16 protein-coding genes are annotated in these 17,488 nt (G+C 46.7%); 4 read left to right on the forward strand and 12 right to left on the reverse strand.

Going from position 1 to position 17,488, the window contains the following annotated elements; all coding sequences use genetic code 11:
* Positions 1–3 precede the first annotated feature (3 nt).
* Positions 4–738 (forward strand): LytR/AlgR family response regulator transcription factor, encoded by a 735-nt coding sequence (locus tag IAQ59_RS11970; protein WP_209331045.1) that lies wholly within the window; start codon positions 4–6, stop codon positions 736–738.
* 243 nt (positions 739–981) lie between these two features.
* Positions 982–1,737 carry a LytR/AlgR family response regulator transcription factor gene (locus tag IAQ59_RS11975; RefSeq protein WP_209331046.1) on the forward strand — a complete coding sequence of 252 codons (756 nt, stop codon included), beginning with the start codon at positions 982–984 and terminating at the stop codon, positions 1,735–1,737.
* A gap of 9 nt (positions 1,738–1,746) precedes the next feature.
* Here IAQ59_RS11975 and IAQ59_RS11980 read toward each other — a convergent pair whose 3' ends face one another.
* The 8 genes from IAQ59_RS11980 to rfbC all read right to left on the reverse strand — a co-directional run bounded on the left by IAQ59_RS11980 (position 1,747) and on the right by rfbC (position 9,553).
* Complete coding sequence (locus IAQ59_RS11980) at positions 1,747–3,093, reverse strand: PhoH family protein (RefSeq protein WP_209331047.1); 1,347 nt, start codon at positions 3,091–3,093, stop codon at positions 1,747–1,749.
* A 142-nt stretch (positions 3,094–3,235) separates the two neighbouring features.
* A complete protein-coding gene (locus tag IAQ59_RS11985; protein WP_209331048.1) occupies positions 3,236–3,985 on the reverse strand; it encodes a shikimate dehydrogenase family protein in 750 nt (249 codons plus the stop codon).
* A gap of 2 nt (positions 3,986–3,987) precedes the next feature.
* Entirely contained in the window at positions 3,988–4,926 is a 939-nt protein-coding gene (locus IAQ59_RS11990) for a polyprenyl-phosphate transporter (protein ID WP_209331049.1), read from the reverse strand.
* Positions 4,927–4,970: 44 nt separating this feature from the next.
* Positions 4,971–5,738 carry a phosphosulfolactate synthase gene (locus IAQ59_RS11995; protein WP_209331050.1) on the reverse strand — a complete coding sequence of 256 codons (768 nt, stop codon included), beginning with the start codon at positions 5,736–5,738 and terminating at the stop codon, positions 4,971–4,973.
* A 41-nt stretch (positions 5,739–5,779) separates the two neighbouring features.
* A complete protein-coding gene (locus IAQ59_RS12000) occupies positions 5,780–7,189 on the reverse strand; it encodes a tetratricopeptide repeat protein (protein WP_209331051.1) in 1,410 nt (469 codons plus the stop codon).
* Between the two features lie 89 nt (positions 7,190–7,278).
* Positions 7,279–8,256: an NAD-dependent epimerase/dehydratase family protein gene (locus tag IAQ59_RS12005; protein ID WP_209331052.1), complete on the reverse strand. Its 978-nt coding sequence runs from the start codon at positions 8,254–8,256 to the stop codon at positions 7,279–7,281.
* Positions 8,253–9,002, reverse strand: coding sequence for a tyrosine-protein phosphatase (locus tag IAQ59_RS12010; RefSeq protein ID WP_209331053.1), 750 nt, complete (start codon positions 9,000–9,002; stop codon positions 8,253–8,255). The genes IAQ59_RS12005 and IAQ59_RS12010 overlap by 4 nt, the downstream gene beginning before the upstream one ends.
* Positions 9,002–9,553, reverse strand: coding sequence for a dTDP-4-dehydrorhamnose 3,5-epimerase (gene rfbC / locus IAQ59_RS12015; RefSeq protein WP_209331054.1), 552 nt, complete (start codon positions 9,551–9,553; stop codon positions 9,002–9,004). Before rfbC ends, IAQ59_RS12010 begins: the two co-directional genes overlap by 1 nt.
* A 258-nt stretch (positions 9,554–9,811) precedes the next feature.
* On the opposite strand from rfbC, the gene hflX reads away from it, so the two are divergent.
* Complete coding sequence (hflX, locus tag IAQ59_RS12020) at positions 9,812–11,089, forward strand: GTPase HflX (RefSeq protein ID WP_209331055.1); 1,278 nt, start codon at positions 9,812–9,814, stop codon at positions 11,087–11,089.
* On the opposite strand, the gene IAQ59_RS12025 is transcribed toward hflX, so the two are convergent.
* On the reverse strand, positions 11,086–12,474 hold the full coding sequence (locus IAQ59_RS12025) for a methyltransferase RsmF C-terminal domain-like protein (RefSeq protein WP_209331056.1): 1,389 nt from the start codon (positions 12,472–12,474) through the stop codon (positions 11,086–11,088). The genes hflX and IAQ59_RS12025 overlap by 4 nt on opposite strands.
* A gap of 87 nt (positions 12,475–12,561) precedes the next feature.
* Between IAQ59_RS12025 and mtgA the strand changes: the two genes are divergently transcribed.
* On the forward strand, positions 12,562–13,299 hold the full coding sequence (gene mtgA / locus IAQ59_RS12030) for a monofunctional biosynthetic peptidoglycan transglycosylase (RefSeq protein ID WP_342450701.1): 738 nt from the start codon (positions 12,562–12,564) through the stop codon (positions 13,297–13,299).
* Positions 13,300–13,394: 95 nt separating this feature from the next.
* Here the strand turns inward: mtgA and IAQ59_RS12035 are convergent, their stop codons facing one another.
* The 3 genes from IAQ59_RS12035 to IAQ59_RS12045 all read right to left on the reverse strand — a co-directional run bounded on the left by IAQ59_RS12035 (position 13,395) and on the right by IAQ59_RS12045 (position 17,472).
* Complete coding sequence (locus IAQ59_RS12035) at positions 13,395–13,997, reverse strand: DUF2179 domain-containing protein (RefSeq protein ID WP_209331057.1); 603 nt, start codon at positions 13,995–13,997, stop codon at positions 13,395–13,397.
* Between the two features lie 40 nt (positions 13,998–14,037).
* Complete coding sequence (locus tag IAQ59_RS12040; protein ID WP_209331058.1) at positions 14,038–15,213, reverse strand: CynX/NimT family MFS transporter; 1,176 nt, start codon at positions 15,211–15,213, stop codon at positions 14,038–14,040.
* A 348-nt stretch (positions 15,214–15,561) separates the two neighbouring features.
* A complete protein-coding gene (locus IAQ59_RS12045) occupies positions 15,562–17,472 on the reverse strand; it encodes a metallophosphoesterase (protein WP_209331059.1) in 1,911 nt (636 codons plus the stop codon).
* Positions 17,473–17,488: the final 16 nt, after the last annotated feature.

Here is a 17,488-nt window from a genome sequence, read left to right on the forward strand (position 1 = left end):
ACAATGCGCGCATTAATAGTAGATGACGAGAGATTAGCCAGAAAAGAACTGATCAACCTGCTTTCAAATCACGAAAAAGTAGAAGTGGTCGGCGAGGCGTTGAATGTGGACGATGCGAAAGAGAAGATCGATCAGTTACAGCCTGATGTGATTTTTTTGGATATTCAAATGCCGGAAAAGACCGGGTTTGACCTTCTGGAAGAACTGGACCATGTACCGCTAGTGGTATTCACCACTGCCTACGATGAATTTGCGATTCAAGCATTTCAGGTTAACGCATTGGATTACCTCCTCAAGCCGGTGGAACCGGCCCGGTTGGCAGAAACGCTTGTAAAGCTGGAAAGGAAAATAGAGGATCTCAAAAAGGAACAGCAAGAAGCCGCCGAGGTGGCGCCCAAAAAGCTCTCCTTGGCTGACCAAGTATTCGTAAAAGATGGAGATCGCTGTTGGTTTGTTAAGCTTTCCAACGTACGGCTTTTTGAGTCTGACGGAAACTACATCAAAGTGTACTTTGATAACAATAAGCCCATGATCCATAAGTCCCTGAACGCATTAGACGAACGCTTGGATGAAAAATCCTTTTTCCGGGCCAGTCGAAAACACATCATCAACCTAAGCTGGGTGGATACGATCGAGCCTTGGTTTAATGGAGGGCTGGTAGTGACATTAAAAGGTGGCGACCGCATCGAGGTAAGTAGGAGGCAAGCCGCCCGATTTAAGGACCTGATGAGTTTATAGAAAACGTACAGCTTCCAAAAAAAATCGTTTTATTACCTATTTTTTGCAAATTGTTGTATATTTAATCGCTTCTAGTAGCTGTCTGAACAGATTTTTGCCTTCTGAGGGTAAATGTCTGCAAAAGGCTCCGGAAGTACAGCTTACAATGGCAATTAAACGGTAAAAGCCCCGAATCCATCTTGCTAACAGCTCAGGAATTCAGGCGTGAACCTATAGGTATTTTTCAACAAAAAAACGTAAATCATGAAAGAAGAGCGGATACTCATAGTGGAAGATGATGTAAATATCTCAGAGAATATAGAGGAGATATTGCAGCTTCTGGGATATGTGAACATTGACATCGCCAACTCTGCAAATCAGGCAATCAAGGTAGTGAAGAAGTACCGCCCGGACATGGTGTTTATGGACATCAAGCTAAAAGGCGATAAAGATGGGATAGAGTTGGGAGAGATTATCCAGCAAATGGTAGACGCTCCGATTGTGTATGTCACTTCCTACAGTGACCCTGCGATCATCGAACGCGCAAAAAGAACGCACCCAGCAGGCTTTATTGTAAAGCCATTCAACAGCAACGACATCCATGCGATGGTGGAGATCGTGCTTTACAATCAACGCACCCGCCCTGCGATGGTAGACCACGGAGGTGCAGCCCCTGAAATAAGCCCCTACTTGGTGAACGATGCGGTATTCATCAAGGCAGACAACTCCTTTGAACGGGTGAATTACACCGATATCTACTACGTAGAAGCTAATGGAAACATGGTGACGATCTTTACCAAAAACCGGAACTTCACCATCCGCAAGTCCATGAAAGATATGGAAGACAAATTGCCTTCAAACCTGTTTTTACGTGTGCAGAAGTCCTTTATCGTTCAGTTGGCACAAATAGAAAACTTTAACACCAAAGAGATCACACTGAAAACCAACGACGTAGTGCCCGTAGGTCGACAGTATTACAACTCATTCCTTGCCAAACTAAACACCATTACGGAAAGTTAAGGTCGCTCCTCATAGCAGTTCATTGGCCAAATTCGCCAATTCAGACCTCTCCCCTTTCTCCAGTTTGATGTGTGCATATATTGGATGATTTTTGACACGGTCTATCAGATACGATAGACCGTTGCTTTGACTATCCAGGTAGGGGGTATCGATTTGAAACACGTCGCCTGTAAAAACGATCTTTGTATTTTCGCCGGCACGGCTGATGATCGTCTTTACTTCGTGTGGGGTCAGGTTTTGGGCTTCGTCCACAATAAAAAAAATATTCGAAAGCGAACGCCCGCGGATATAAGCCAGAGGTTGTATCACCAATTTTTCCAGGTTTACCAGTTCCGTAATTTTCTGAAATTCCTTTTCACCTTCTTTGTACTGATTTTGAATAAATTTAAGATTATCCCATAGCGGTTCCATGTACGGATTGAGCTTGGATTTGATATCCCCGGGCAAAAAGCCAATGTCCTTATTGCTGAGCGGCACAATAGGCCGTGCCAGAAAAATCTGCTTAAACTCGTGGCGTTGCTCTAGGGCACCGGCTAGCGCCAACAGTGTTTTACCGGTTCCTGCCACGCCTTGTATACTTACAAGCTTGATGGCAGGATTCAGAATCGCATGAAGCGCAAATGCCTGCTCCGCATTTTTGGGTTTAATATTGTATGCAGTTTTCTTCTCAATCTTCTCGAGTTGGTTCAGCTCGCTGTTGTAAAAGGCAAGTACCGATTTGCTGTTGTTTTTGAGGATATAAAAGGTGTTTGGATCCTTTAATTTTTCGTTGACAATCCCAGACGCATCGATGACGCTTTTATCATAGAGCTCATTGATCTTATCCGGGTTTACCTCATCAAGTACACGCTTACCGGTATTTTCCAGTTCGGAGATGTTTTTAATCTTACCGGTTTCGTAGTCCTCCGCTGTAATCTCCAAGGACTTGGCCTTCAACCGCAGGTTGATGTCTTTACTGACAAGAATGACTTTTCGGCCCTTTTCTGACTGCTTGAGACTTAGAGCCGCGTTCAGTATTTTGTGATCGTTCTTTTCCTCGCCAAAGATGTCGTTGGCATTCAACTTATTTTCCGGATTCATCAACACTTTGAAGTAGCCCTTTCCCTTCCCATTGAGCGGTGTCCAATCGTGGATCATGTGGTCCTTTGACAGGTCATCCAGCAATCGAATAAACTCCCTGGCTTCAAAATTTTTGGTGTCGTTGCCCTTTTTGAATTGATCCAACTCCTCCAGCACGGTGATTGGGATGACCACGTCGTGCTCGGCAAAGTTCATAATCGAATTGTGGGCGTAAAGTATCACCGATGTATCCAGTACAAAAATTTTACGTTCTTCAGACTTTTTCACACGAGGCATAGGCACAAAAGCTTGGTTTTTCTACTTCGTATAAGTTAGAAAAATAAACCTTGGTATTGGCCAATTTGATTGAAAAAGATTCACGCTGACGCTTGCAGGCATTGTATTGGATTGACTATCAATTAAAAAAATACTGTCAAGCCTATCTATTCCAAATCTCCCAAGAAGCCTCTGCTTGTAAGTGCAACATCTCCAAGCCATTTTTGACTTTGGCACCCTTCAAGGCCATGCGGTTCATGATGGCGGTATTCTCCGGATTATAGACCAAATCATACAACAGGTTGTGCTTGCCAACGTGGTCAAACGGGATGTCTGCGGTAAGCTCCACATTCGGATAGGTTCCTAGTGGGGTGGTGTTGATGATCAACGGGTATGCTTCCAGCAGTGACGGATTCCTATGCAGATCCTCATACGTGATCAGAAGCGGATTGTTGGAACCCTCCTTCCTGCGGCTTACCAAAACATACGGGATTTCCAAGTCGAGCAATACCTGAACCACCGCTTTGGAAGCCCCTCCAGTACCCAATACCAATGCCTTCGGTTTGGAGGGACCTAACCAAGCTTGCAGGGAAGACTTAAAGCCATAGTAGTCGGTATTGTATCCGGATAGCCTTCCCTTATTAATCTTAATGGTGTTTACCGCACCGATTGCCTTGCAGGCCGGATCCAGTTCATCCATAAACGGTATCACCTGCAATTTGTAGGGAATGGTGACATTCAGGCCTACCAGACCGGGATTGGACGCAAGCACTGCTTTCAACTCAGCCACATCGGGGATTTCATACAAGTTGTACTCACAGTCATGAAGCCCTTCTCTTTCAAATTTTGTAGTAAAGTATTTTTTGGAAAAAGAATGGGTCAAAGGATATCCAATTAGTCCGAACTGCTTCATTTTCATTCCGATGTTTTGGTATATGCTGCCAGGCGTTCAATGCCCACCACCAAAATGACTCCGACAAAAAAGGCCAAAATCGCAATCAAAAAGTGTGCCTCTTCACCCGTGGTCAATTGATAATGATGTGGCCAAATATTTTCTGTCAAAAAAGGCTTTTGCTCTCCACTGCTCGAAAGGCGGTAAGAAACTACCTCCTTCCAGGGCCAGATTTTGTTAATGGATCCTAGCATGAATCCCGACAAAAATGCCAACGTGATTGCGTGAAAACGCTTTAGAAGCCAAGATATTAACCTGCTAAAGGAAAGTATCCCCACGATACATCCTACCGCAAATACCGCCAAGGTCAAAAAGTCCCTTTCGGTAACTGCCCGGAGTATCTGTTCATATTGACCAAGAATCAACAAGATAAAGCTACCGGAAATTCCAGGCAGTATCATGGCGCAAATGGCGATCGCTCCGGATAAGAAGGTAAACCAGATGGTTTCGGGGGTGGATACCGGAGGGATTTCCGTGATAAAGTAAGCAATCACCGTTCCCAGGGGAATAGCTATGATGGCCAGTACGTTCCACTTTCGGATATCCCTCAAGATGACAATTGCACTGATGAGGATCAAGCCGCAGAAAAAAGACCAAAGTGGTATGGCATGGTGCTCCATCAAAAAGGTAATGACCCGGGAGAGGGTAAATATGCTGGTGAGAATTCCCAGCACAAGGACCAGTAAAAAGCCTCCGTTTACATGTTTCCAGAAAGCCCTGAATTCAAAATTCTTAAGGAGGTAAAGGGCATCGATATCGATTGACCGGATACTGTCCAGCAACTTCTCGTATATCTTGGTTACCAGGGCTATAGAACCTCCCGATACTCCCGGTACGATGTCAGCACCACCCATAGCCATTCCCTTTAAAAACAAAAGGAGCTTATCTGTTAAATTTTTCATGAAGGTTACCGTAGGTGTGCATTAGGATTGAAAAATGAGGCGAACTAAACCCCCAAATTCAGGAAGTGGTCAAATGTGTCACCCCTCAATCCCAGACGTAGTGTCTCTAGGGAGATAAACTCATTGGGAGCGATGTTTCCTAAGTTTACATTTGCACCCAACAACTTGATAAACCAAACCTGTTGTTCCTTTTGCGGAGCTTCCCAGATAATTCGCTCCTCAGGAATCCGGGTGAGGATCTCTTCTACTAATCCCTGCCTTACTTCGCCCGAGTCCCTAAAAAGACCGACGGTTCCCCCTTCTCTAGCCTCACCGATTACTTTCCATGCACCGGCATCCAGTTCCTTTTGCATTTGTTCGATCCACTTGTAAGGAGGAATAATCTTGGCTGCATCTTTGGAACCCACTTCGGAAAGCACGGTGACCTGTTTGGCCAGTGTACGGATGTATTCGCACTTCTTTCCATGGTCCAATGTGATGGATCCGTCAGACACCTCCGCAAAAGTAAGCTCGTAAGTATCGAGTAGCTTTCGGTAATCTTCAAATTGATCCCTGACCAGGAAAGCTTCAAATAATGTCCCGCCGAAATACACCGGTATTCCCGCAGATCGATATAATTCTATTTTTTCTTTGAGATTTTTCGTCACGTAGGAAGTGGCCCAGCCAAACTTGACGATGTCTATAAAATCGCCACTTACTTCGATAAAATCTTCCACTTCCCTGAGGCTCAACCCTTTGTCCATAGCCATGGTAAATCCCGAAGTCCGAGGTTTTACCGTACGGTCTGGAATGCTTTTTAGAATGTAATTCATTCAATAAGTTATTAGTAAAGACGAAATAATAGGAAAACTCACTAGGTAAAATCGGTCCTATATTGGTTGATGATTTTATAAATGGCTTTTTGATGCTCCAGTTCTGGCATCAACTCAAATAAAATCACGTGTTTTTCAAACCCCAAAGTTAATGCATTTTCTAAAATTGAAAAGGCTTCTTTGTATTTCCCCGTCTTTATGAGGTATACCACTAGTCGGTAATATAGCTCTGCTTCTTCAGGCAACTCTTCCATGCCTTCTTTGATCACATCCTCTGCTTCTTCAAATCGATTTTGGTCAAAATAGATGATGGAAAGGTTGATATATGTTTCCATGATCCCGGGTTCCAAGTTGATAGCCTCCTCATAGGCCTCAGAACTTGCCTGTAGGTTTCCCAAGTTGTATTCGGCCTCTGCCAGACCGACCCAGTAGTTGGCGTTTTCGTCCGATAGGTGGATGGCCTTTTTGAAGTAATGAATGGCCTCGAAATATTTCTTCTTTTTAAGCATGCACATACCCATCCCAAACCACGCGTCGTCGTACTCGGGATCCAGTTTGGCAGATTTTTTGAAATACTTGAACGCCAAGTCAATTTGATTCAATTTTTCGTAGGCCGCTCCCAGATAGCAGCAGTTTTCCGAGTTGCTTCCCTCACAGTTGATGGTGTTTTGATAGGCTTCCAGAGCCTGTTCATACTGTTGGGTGTTCATCAACGCATTGCCCATGTTAAAATAGGCAGAGGCAAAGCTATCATCAATCAGGATGGCATACTCATAGGCCGTGATGGCTTCTTCAAATTTCCCTAAACGGTTATAAACCACGCCAAGGTTGTACCAAGAACCGGCGTTGTACGGATCTTGATCGATAAACTCCTGATAGAACTGAAGGATCTCATCGAAGGATCCCTCCTCTTCGGTTATCATGGCAAGTTGAAAAAGGGCATCTTCGTGGTTGAGCTTCAGGGTCACACAGTCTTTGTAGGATTGTATGGCTCTTTCCTTTTGACCATCGGCACGGTACACATTTCCGAGCAAGTAATGAACCTCGGCCTTGTCCTCGGCCACGGGGAGGTATGCTTCGAGTAATTCAATCGCCTCCCGTATGTTGCCTAATATGGGGTAGGCATTCGCCAGTGCCAAAACGATGTCTTCGTTGTTCGGAGAGATATTATTGAGGTGCTCGAGTATTTCCACCCCCTCCTCGATATCATCCAGTAATATCATGGCCTGTGCCTGAAGTAGCTTTATTTCCTGGGAAAAAGGGAACTTCTCCAACGCAATCTGACTGGCTTTGTAGGCCTTTTTAAATTTTTGATTGTCTAGGTAAAACCTGACGATATCCTCCAGTTCCTCCTCTCCAAAATACAAGTCCAAATTGGCCTTGAGGGAGTTTTCGAATCTTAGAACCAACTCCCGGTCCTGTTCTGAATGGTTTTCAAAATCTCCCGTCATTGAATATCTTTTCTGTTTAACACATAAGTTACCAAAATTTTTGGTAGCGCACACAGGTGGGGGGATAATTTTCACCGCCCCATCGCCTACTAAACGGGGATGCTTTTGCTTTCGTTCCCGGATGCCCACCGCAGTGTCTCCGTCAACGGGCGAAAGGAAAATCCGCTCAACTCCGCCGCTTTTTTATTTTCGTAAACCAGCGGCTTGCCTGCAATCAACCCATTAAGGCCATCAAACTTTCCATAAGTCTTTCGTTTTAAGAAAAACGGCAAGAGGCTTTTCCAGCTATTTGCGCTCCTCCAGGGGAATAACTCATTGACTGGAGCAGATTTAAATGCCTCACGCAGATGGACCAAAAGATCCGGGAACGGAATGCTCCCGTTGCTAATAATGTACCGTGAATTCCACTCGCCATCCTTTACCAGCTTTGCGATAAGCGCACTCGCATCCCGAATGTCGGAATAATTGAAATTTCCTGCATTGGACCCGTAGGCGGATTTAAGCAAATACTGATAAATGTGGGCACTCGAGCGGCAATCTGAAATTTTTGGCAATAACGTGGTCGGGTTGAAGACCATCACCTCCAGTCCCTCTTGTGCACCCCTCCAAACCTCGAGTTCGGCGAGGTGTTTGGATACCGCATAGGGGGAATTTAGATCTGAGGTGGTCCACTTATATTGTTCATTGATGATATCTGTATCCGGATCTATCCCCAGGGCAGATGCGGAACTGATAAATACCAGTCGCTTGATGCCTGTGCTAAGGAGGGCGTTTACCACGTTTGTCGTGCCTTCTAGGTTTACCTTGAGCAAGTCACCCTCCCCTGGCAGATCGACCGGGACCAAGCCTGCTGCATGGATCACGATATCCACATCCTTAAAAGCGGCTTCCAGCGACTGAAAATCGTTGATATCACCCTCGTGCCAAGTAACCTCCGTACTCAAATCGCCTAAGAGATCCAGTTTACTCTGTTTCCTCTTCAATCCATGCAGTATTCCCAGCCCTGCAAATTCCCTTGCAAGGTAACTTCCCAATAGGCCGGTGATACCAGTGATCAGTACCTTCATAGCGAAGAATTAACCAACGGTAAGGACATTAGTTTTTCGTAATATCTTTCGTTTGGCAGATTTTCAAGCGCGTCGAGGTATCGTTGGTTATGGCAGTCGGTACCGACCAACTTTACCAACTGCATATCGATTAGCTTTTCGGCAAATTTCTTCACCGGCTTGGAGTAATATCCCGTAAGCGACAATAGATTTAACTGAAAATAGATATTCCGCTCTGCCAGTGACTCCAGCAGGGATGGATTCTGATGCAGGTACAGGTATCGCTCCGGATGGGCATAAATGGGCTTATACCCCGCAGTCTCCAAGCGAAACAACGTATCTTCCAAAATATGGGTCTTGTTCATAAATCCGGTTTCCACCAAGATCATATTATCTCCAAGTGTCAACAGCGGCTCCTTTTTTAGAATCTTATCGTAAAAAAGCTCATCCAAATAATACTCAGCCGCCGCTTCCAGTTGGATATCTATTCCCTCTTTCGCAACGGCCTTCCTGAGGGCCTCCAAGCCCCCTTGGATGATTTCAGGGGTGTTTTTATAAAACTCACTCATGATATGGGGGGTCATGATCAGTTTTTGAAGTCCCCAGCCTTTCAAACGCTTAATCAGCTCCAAAGAATCTTCCATGGTTTGGGCCCCATCGTCTATCCCCGGGATTAGGTGGCTATGCATATCCACCTTCATCCACGAAAGGTCCAAGGGAAGGTTTTCTTTGGGTCTCTTCTTTTTAAATATATCTAACAACGACATTAAAGCCCTCCTCCACTCAATTTTTGAAATTCCTCCAACGTCGGCAACGCCAGGTCTTTGTCGGACAGCAACGGACGGGACACGCCCCATTGGATGTTAAGCTGAGTATCATCCCAGATAATTCCTCCTTCACTGGCTTTATGATACAAATTGGAACACTTGTAAGAAAATATGGCATCCTCCCAAACAGCAAAACCATGGGCAAAGCCTTTTGGGATATACAGCATGTTCTGTAGATTGGCATCTAGCACGACAGCGTGATACTGACCAAATGTGGGGGATCCCTTTCTTAGGTCCACACAGACATCGAGCACTTTGCCTACGATCACTCGTGCAAGCTTGGCCTGTGCAAACTCACCGGTCTGAAAATGGAGCCCTCTCACAATGTCCCGTTCCGAAAAGGACTGATTATCCTGCATCCATACCGTTGGCAGACCATGCTTCTCAAAGACATCCTGTTTATAAGTCTCCAAAAAATATCCTCGCTCGTCCCGAAATATCTTGGGGTAGATTTCCACGACATCCTTTATGGGTGTTTCTCGTATCTCCATGGGTATGCTGCTATCTGGTGTGATTTATACGAATGTTGGAATAGACAGAAAAGTCAGGAATATCAAGTACCGATACTTTCTGCCTATTTTTCTTCAAAATTAGCTAAATTTAACCTGCTAAAATAGCGCTATAGTTAATTTTGTGCCATTCCGTCGGTTTAGGCACAGGGTTTGACCGATCATACTCCCATGGAGCAACAGAAAAGGCAAGCAAAGGTTAGCTACACAAGGGGGTTTTAAGAGTTAAGAAAAGGTTAGATGAGCAAATACACAAGAAAACTAAAGAAATTAATCGACACCGCTCCAGAACAGGAAAAAGCCGTGTTGGTGGCACTGATTCATCAGCAGGACACAGACCGGGTGATCCAAGAGCACTTGGATGAGCTTGCGCTGCTGACCGAGACGCTCGGTGCTGAAGCCATCCACCGATTTACACAGCGGCTGGAAAAGCCGGATATCCGCACCTTTGTGGGATCGGGGAAGCTGGAGGAAATCAAGTCCTATATCGAGTTTTTTGAAGTGGATATGATCATCTTTGACGATGACCTATCTCCATCACAGATGCGGAATCTTGAAAATGAACTAAAGGTCAAGGTTTACGATCGTTCCTTGTTAATTCTTGACATTTTTCTTCAAAGAGCCCAAACAGCGCAAGCGAAAACTCAGGTAGAATTGGCCCGGTATCAATACTTGTTACCCCGACTTACGCGGATGTGGACCCACTTAGAGCGACAACGGGGTGGAACTTCTACCCGCGGCGGTGCCGGTGAGAAAGAAATTGAAACGGATAAAAGGGATATACGTGCCAAGATCACCTTGCTAAAACAGAAGCTCGATAAAATCGAAAAGCAGGGAATTACCCAGCGAAAAGGCAGAACAGGCATCGTGCGCGTAGCCATGGTGGGATACACCAACGTAGGAAAGAGCACCCTGATGCGCCTGATGACCAAAGCGGACGTATTGGCCGAAGATAAGCTATTTGCCACGGTTGACTCTACGGTGCGAAAGGTAGTGCTCGAAAACCTGCCATTTTTGCTTTCCGACACCGTGGGCTTCATACGGAAGTTGCCTACCCACCTGATCGAGTCTTTTAAGTCAACCTTGGCAGAAATCAAGGAAGCCGATCTGTTGGTGCACGTGGTGGACGTATCCCATCCGGGCTTTCAAGATCAGATCAACGTCGTAAACCAGACCCTTAACGAATTGGGGGCGGGTGACAAGCCGGTGATTTTGGTCTTCAATAAGATTGATATTGCCCCGAAGATGCCCGACGAAGAGGTACTGATGCAAATGACTGAACTTGAGGTCGAGGAGGCTGGATACATCGACTTTGAAAAACTCGAAGAAAGCTATACCAAAAAATTAGCCATTAAACCGGTTTTTATGGCTGCGGAGTCTGGGATAAATATAGAAGAATTCCGGAGTGTGCTGACCGGAGAAGTCAAGAAAATACACCAAAAAATGTACCCCCATTACCTGGAGGATGAGGTTTTTGACTTATCTCGATTTACCGACGAAGGAGAGGAAACCTACTAATCCATGCGGATCCGCCATTCCTTGGGATAGTAATTGTTTATCCGGCTACCCAAATTCTTCACCCAGCCTAACGCGTGCCCCAGATAAGTGACCAACACCCATCCTGAGGGCGCTTGTTCCAGCGGAAATGTTTCCTTTCGTAGGAACGATAGCGCCTGATCCAGTGAGACATCCACCTTGCTTACGCGATGCTTTGGAAGGATGGAGAGTGCCCACTCATGGCTTGGAATCCAACTATTATGGTTCATTTCTCCGAGTGCGATCCCCATATAACGAAGGTTCAGGTGGTTTGCGATAAATTCGAAGGTAGGTTGGAATTCCTTCGGAAACAAAAAGTAGGCTCCGCCCAATGCGTAAAAGGAGGATTCCTCCACAGAAGGCACCTGTTTGGCCAGTTCATCGGCTAGCAGCTTGCCGTTGATCCGTTTCAGGTGGGGATGCCGGAATTCCTTTTGCATCTTGGGTGTGGCAATTGTGGCAGTAGAGGCCCGCTTCATCACGCTGATGAAAAACCCTTCTCCTGCCACCATGTGTGGAAAAAAACGGTATCCAAAGAAGTCCCCTGCATCGGTCTTGATGTGGCTTTCCACGATCCCCCACTCAGCTGGTACTGGAATCTGTACAGGCTCAAAGGAAAATTCCTCCGCCAGAAAGCGAATATTTTCCTCATTTTCGCGGCTATTGTACGTGCAGGTAGCATACACTAGATAGCCTCCGGCCTTGGGAAGCGCACCTACTTCGTCGAGAATTCGCCGCTGACGCACAGCACAATGCGTCACATGATCCGGCGACCATTCGGCGATGGCGTTCGGATCCTTTCGAAACATGCCTTCGCCCGAACAGGGTGCATCTACCAGAACCAAATCAAACAACCCCTTCAACGGCTCAAAATGCGAGGCGTCGTTTTGGGTTACTACGGTGTTTCCAATGCCCCATTTGACGATATTTTCCTTGAGTACTTGCGCCCTGCTTGAAATCACCTCGTTGGCTACAAGGATGCCTTGCTTACCTAGGTAGGAGGCTAAGAGGGTTGATTTTCCGCCTGGAGCGGCACAAAGGTCCAAAAACACCGCGTCCTTGGGAACTGAGAGAGCAGATAGTACATGGGAAAGAAAGGTAGAGGAGGCTTCCTGCACATAATAGGCCCCCGCATGAAACAACGGATCCAAGGTAAACGAAGGACGACTTCGGAGTAGGCTGGCTTCCGGACACCAGGGTACCGGAAGTGTCTCCTCAAATCCCGCGAGGGGTTTAAAAGGGTTTAACCGAACACTGGTCACGGGCTCTTCTTGCAAGGAAGCTAAAAAAGAGGGGATTTCATTTGGTTCCAACACATCTTCGAGGGATTGTACGAAGGATTTCGGCAGGGGAGAATCGGTTTCCATGCGTTTCGGGGTTTCGTAAAGGTCGCGGGGCAACGTCACGGCAAAAATAGATTTTATCGGAGACTATGCACCATAAACGATGGTTTTATGCCTAAATTCGCTGTGGCTAGGCAGCAATTAGATAAAGGAACTATGCGCGGTACCCTTCGAAAAATAGTAAAATCCTTGCTCCGGCTGCTGTTGGGCCTGATAGTTTTTTCGTGGGTCATGGTGGCAGTCTACCGATTGGTCCCGGTATGGATAACGCCCCTCATGGTGATACGGGCTACCGAATCGCTTTTGGGGCCGGAGGAGTTTTCAGCGCCGCATCAATCTTGGGTTCCTTATGAACGTATTTCGCCCCACGTGGTACTGGCGGTTATCGCTTCCGAAGATCAAAAGTTCCCCTCCCACAATGGTTTTGACTGGGAGGCCATTGCGCAGGCACGAAAGGAAATAGCAACCGGCAAACGCTTTCGAGGGGGTAGCACCATTACCAATCAAACCGCCAAAAACGTATTTCTTTGGCCTGCAAGAAACCTCCTGAGAAAGGGCTTAGAGGCCTATTTTTCGCTTTTAATCGAATTTGGATGGGGAAAACGCCGCATCATGGAAGTGTACCTGAACGTGATTGAAATGGGCAATGGCATTTACGGCATTGAGGAAGCGGCACGGCACTATTTTAAAAAATCCGCAGCGGACCTATCCCCTCGGGAAGCCGCCCTAATCGCCGCGGTATTGCCCAATCCACGCCGCTGGAACCCCGCCCAGCCGACCAACTACATCCGAAACCGACAAAGCTGGATTTTGAGAAACATGCGGAACCTCGGCCAGGTCGACCTTTAGTCATTCCCTATTTACTTACACCCGGGTGGTATGCAGCCATTTTCAAAACCAAGGGTAGAATCCATTGCTGCCGCAGAAGCATGGTTGGATAGGGTTTACTTGCGAATCTTTCCGAGAAAGCGAGTTGCAAAATTTGGCCGATCCTCGGTCAAGGTAAAATCGTCTTCGCTTACCCGCTTCACACTTTCGATAGTATAAAAAGCCTTTTCGTTTACCTTCTTCACCTTGGCCACAAAGTCCTTTAGATTTTCCCGTTTCAAAACGGTAAAGAGCAACTGCACCCTACCATAGCGACCCTCCGCACCCACAATCGTAAAGCGGTGTCCCTTTTCTTTCATGTATTCGACCAACTGCGGCATGGGCTCGGGCGTAATTACCCTGACCAGTACCCGCCCCAACGCCAACTTTTCCTCGATGGTCATTCCCACCCAAATGCCCATCGCAAATCCCCCTGAATAGGCAATGTAGGAGAGGGGGTTATTGATGTTTTGGAAAATCTGTCCAATCGCCAAGAGCCAAATCAAAGCCTCGAAAAACCCCATGATCGGCGCAATGTATTTCTTCCCGGACATCACAAACACGATCCGCAAGGTGTTGATCGAAACATCCCCAATACGCGCCAGGAATATCAAAAGCGGCATGATCAAATAGTTGAAAATGCTTTCAGATATTCCATACGTCGCTAGGTATTCTTGCATGATAATGGGCTTGGTAAATGGCAAAGTTATCGATAAAGCACTAAACCTTCTTATTCTTACCTGCAAAATAGCCAAATCCTGCGAAGAACAGTGATGTAATGAGGACCAAGTAGATCAAATGATCCCAATCTTGCCACTGATCCATGGCTACCCCGAAGAGTACCGGCCCTAAAGCAGCCAAGTAGTATCCGGTAGACTGCGCCATCCCAGAAAGCGCCGCAGTCGTTCGATCATTGGCTGTTCGCAAGGTGATCAGCGTATAGGCCATACTCAGACTAGCGCCCATACAGAGACCCGAAAGACAAAGGCCTCCGATATTCCACGCAATAGATGTCGAAAATAACAGGCCAAACCCTACCAAATAACAGCCTCCAAGCACCAAGATCATACGTGACTGCGCACGGAACCTTACTGCAATAATGGGTGCCAAAAAGGTTCCAATCAACGCCACAAGCTGCATAAGCGACAGGATGAGACCCGCATTTACGGGACTCACACCACGGGCAATAAACAGACCGGGAAGCCAAGTAATCAGCGTAAAAAAAAGCAGCGACTGCACCCCCATAAATAGGGAAACCTGCCAGGCAAGCTTGGACTTCCATACGTTCACTATCGGACTGTTTTGCGGGCTTTGGGTAACCGCCTTTTGGGGTTTCACCTGTGGCAACCAAACCAAAATGGCAGTAGCCAATAGCATAATCCAAGCTACCAAGGATCCTCGCCAGCCTAACCCCAAATCCACCGCCAATGGTACACTCACGGCAGAAGCAATCGCCGCCACCAGCGTCATCACTGTGGCATAGATACCGGTGATCTTCCCTACCTTGCCGGGCATGCGAACCTTTACGAGCGGGATGAGCAGTACATTGCATATCACAATGCCAATACCTGTAAGGCCTGTTCCCAGGAAAAGCAATACGGGTCCTCCGGTCACCCGGAGCAAAATCCCCACCCCAATAATGATCATTCCCAAAAGTATCGCCCGTGCATATCCCATACGGCGGCCAATGGCTGCTGAAAACAACGAAAAGGTGGCGAAGGTGAGTAGTGGCAAGGTGGTCAAAAAACCGGCAAGCCCATTGGAGAGACCCAAGTCTGAGCGGATCATAGGGATCAATGGCCCAACGCTCGTGATAGTCGGCCTGAGCGTGGCAGCGACCAAAATGATGCCCAAGAGAAGGTACGTAGGCTGGTTTGGGTGTCGTAGGGTTACCATTTGGGCAAAAATACGTTAAAATACCAGTGGTTCGTTAATCCTATTACGTTAATTATCGGTTATACTTAGGAAGGTTACTTGAAAACGTTTAAAAAAATGGGGGTTAAAAAATAGTTAAACCTATAACCCCCCATTTTAATACATAAAAACTATCAGTTTGAAAAGTTGCTTAATCACCCGGTGTAAAGGTAAGGCAATGATTTGGCTAAAAAAATACCCCGATCGGGGTATTTTTTACCCTTTTTTCCATATTTTTTGTCCGTTTTCGGACATTTTTTATCACTGGAAGTCGAATTTCAACGACTGCGGATCGCATCGGCCTAAAATGAGGCCCCTTTGCCCCGCGACTTATTCGTGAAAAAAACGCCATTTCTCCACCGATTCACGATGCCCGTTTGGATGAACTACTTCCAAACTTCCGTACGCATCGTAGCGATCCGGCAGGTGGTATTCTATGCGAAAAGGGTGTAGCCCTTTTTCTAAAAAAACTTCTGCTGAGACTCCAACTTCCCTGCTGAACTCTTCGATAAGTAGCTGATCGTGAAGATAGAATCGGAAAAGCTGATAGGCATGCCCTTTAAATCGGTAGCGCCCGCTTTCGGGTACGGACAAGTAGCCCGTCAACTCCGCTCCCCAATCGTACGCTCTGCGGGGAAGCAGATTCCAGTCATAGGAATCAATAACACCCCTTGCAGTTGCGGTTAATTGACTGGCTAACGATGCCTTGGAATCCTTAAGCTTACCGGTGTAATAGGTATACCGAATACCCGGCTTGGGATTGTTGACTACGGTAGGTTTCCGTGCTGGAGTGTATTCGAAATAATAGCTTCCTATGGAACTTTGTCCCTGCTTATTGTAGGCAATGGCCTTCAATTGGGTACTTTCACTGATATCAATAGGGCCGGTATATCTTTTGGCCTTTCTGGAGGGAATGCTGCCGTCGGTAGTGTAGTATAATTCGTCAGCGGCATGGGCGGTGCTCAGCGAAACCTTCAGAGGGTTCGAAAATTTTCGCTGCGGGTTATCGGGCATCGGTGTAGTCGGTGCAAGGGCCGAGGCGGGTGTTTTTGGCCTAGCCGCTTGCAATTCGAATTGGTCAAAAAGATTGCCGTGCTGATCTATGGCCTGATACTGCAAGTGATTTCCGTTGATCGCAAGGTAGGCGTAATGATGAAGCGTTCGGACTTTGTTGGTAAACCATGTCCGAGTAGGGGCGGCCTTTTCCAGTCCGCCACCTGAACCCCCCAAGATAAAATAACGTACGCCGTTTTTCTCCACTACCCGACCATCTAATATGGGCCAGGTTCGTTCATACATGTGTAGGTGGCCAGAAAACACCATATCCACTCCGAATTTTTCGTAAAGCGGAACTAACAGCCGGGCCTCATCATCTCCTAGTGCAGAGCTTTCGTACAGGGTGTTGCCATAGTCATTTTCTTCAGACGAGTAAGGCGGATGATGTTGCACGACAAATTTCCAAGTTGCCTGGGAAGTGGCTAGGGCTCTCTCCAGCCATAGATGCAGGGGTGTACCAGGCTCCTGATACTGGTCGGTATCGATCATAAAAAAATCCGCATTGCCGTAGCTGAAGGTGTAGAAATGCTCCGGCTCGGGATTTTTCATGTACTGGTAATAATAGGCTGCATCGTGCTCGTGATTTCCAAGGGTTGAAAAAATGGGAATCTGCTTCATAAAGTGTTTGGCAGGCGCAAAGAACTCCTTTACCCACTCACTTTTTCGGTAGCCAAGCCCTACAAGGTCGCCGGCGTGCACGGCAAAGTTAGGGCGCTCTTCGAACGCATGGCGGGTGATGTTCCCCCAGACTTCGGGGTTGGATTGGGAATCCGAAAAAACCGTGAATGCAAAGGCACTTTCTTTGTTTACCACTGTGCGAAAAGGAGTCACTTCACTTTGTAGGGTATCTCCGGCCTCGGTGATGGAGATAACCTGATAGAAGTAGTTCCTTTCTGCCTCTAGAGAGGTTAGGGTAACCTCGTGCATCGTTTTTACTCCTGGACTTTCCGCTCGATCGGTAAGATTGGCTGTACCTGTGTGATATTGGGACGGACCATAAGCCACGACGGTAGAGGCAGGATGCGTGGTTTCCCAAAGTATGGATATCTCGGTTTGTGTGCTGAATTGCAGGTAAGGGTGGATTAAAAAACCGGGCTTATTGTCTGGATGCTGCTGGGCCACTAACAGGGCATTAGCCACAATCAACCAGGTGACGGCAAGGAGTAGCAGGAATTTATGTTTCATAGAAAAGAAGCTAGGA

Origin of the sequence: Lunatimonas salinarum, assembly GCF_017811155.1 — a bacterium.
GTDB lineage: Bacteria > Bacteroidota > Bacteroidia > Cytophagales > Cyclobacteriaceae > Lunatimonas > Lunatimonas salinarum.

Bases quoted from the DNA above. Each gene is read 5' to 3' on its own strand.
- hflX (WP_209331055.1), top strand. From the start codon at position 9,812: ATGAGCAAATACACAAGAAAACTAAAGAAATTAATCGACACCGCTCCA.
- IAQ59_RS11975 (WP_209331046.1), top strand. From the start codon at position 982: ATGAAAGAAGAGCGGATACTCATAGTGGAAGATGATGTAAATATCTCA.
- IAQ59_RS12005 (WP_209331052.1), bottom strand. From the start codon at position 8,256: ATGAAGGTACTGATCACTGGTATCACCGGCCTATTGGGAAGTTACCTT.
- IAQ59_RS12040 (WP_209331058.1), bottom strand. From the start codon at position 15,213: ATGGTAACCCTACGACACCCAAACCAGCCTACGTACCTTCTCTTGGGC.
- IAQ59_RS11980 (WP_209331047.1), bottom strand. From the start codon at position 3,093: ATGCCTCGTGTGAAAAAGTCTGAAGAACGTAAAATTTTTGTACTGGAT.
- IAQ59_RS11990 (WP_209331049.1), bottom strand. From the start codon at position 4,926: ATGAAAAATTTAACAGATAAGCTCCTTTTGTTTTTAAAGGGAATGGCT.
- IAQ59_RS12025 (WP_209331056.1), bottom strand. From the start codon at position 12,474: ATGGAAACCGATTCTCCCCTGCCGAAATCCTTCGTACAATCCCTCGAA.
- mtgA (WP_342450701.1), top strand. From the start codon at position 12,562: ATGCCTAAATTCGCTGTGGCTAGGCAGCAATTAGATAAAGGAACTATG.
- IAQ59_RS11970 (WP_209331045.1), top strand. From the start codon at position 4: ATGCGCGCATTAATAGTAGATGACGAGAGATTAGCCAGAAAAGAACTG.
- IAQ59_RS12035 (WP_209331057.1), bottom strand. From the start codon at position 13,997: ATGCAAGAATACCTAGCGACGTATGGAATATCTGAAAGCATTTTCAAC.
- rfbC (WP_209331054.1), bottom strand. From the start codon at position 9,553: ATGGAGATACGAGAAACACCCATAAAGGATGTCGTGGAAATCTACCCC.
- IAQ59_RS11985 (WP_209331048.1), bottom strand. From the start codon at position 3,985: ATGAAGCAGTTCGGACTAATTGGATATCCTTTGACCCATTCTTTTTCC.
- IAQ59_RS11995 (WP_209331050.1), bottom strand. From the start codon at position 5,738: ATGAATTACATTCTAAAAAGCATTCCAGACCGTACGGTAAAACCTCGG.
- IAQ59_RS12045 (WP_209331059.1), bottom strand. From the start codon at position 17,472: ATGAAACATAAATTCCTGCTACTCCTTGCCGTCACCTGGTTGATTGTG.
- IAQ59_RS12010 (WP_209331053.1), bottom strand. From the start codon at position 9,002: ATGTCGTTGTTAGATATATTTAAAAAGAAGAGACCCAAAGAAAACCTT.
- IAQ59_RS12000 (WP_209331051.1), bottom strand. From the start codon at position 7,189: ATGACGGGAGATTTTGAAAACCATTCAGAACAGGACCGGGAGTTGGTT.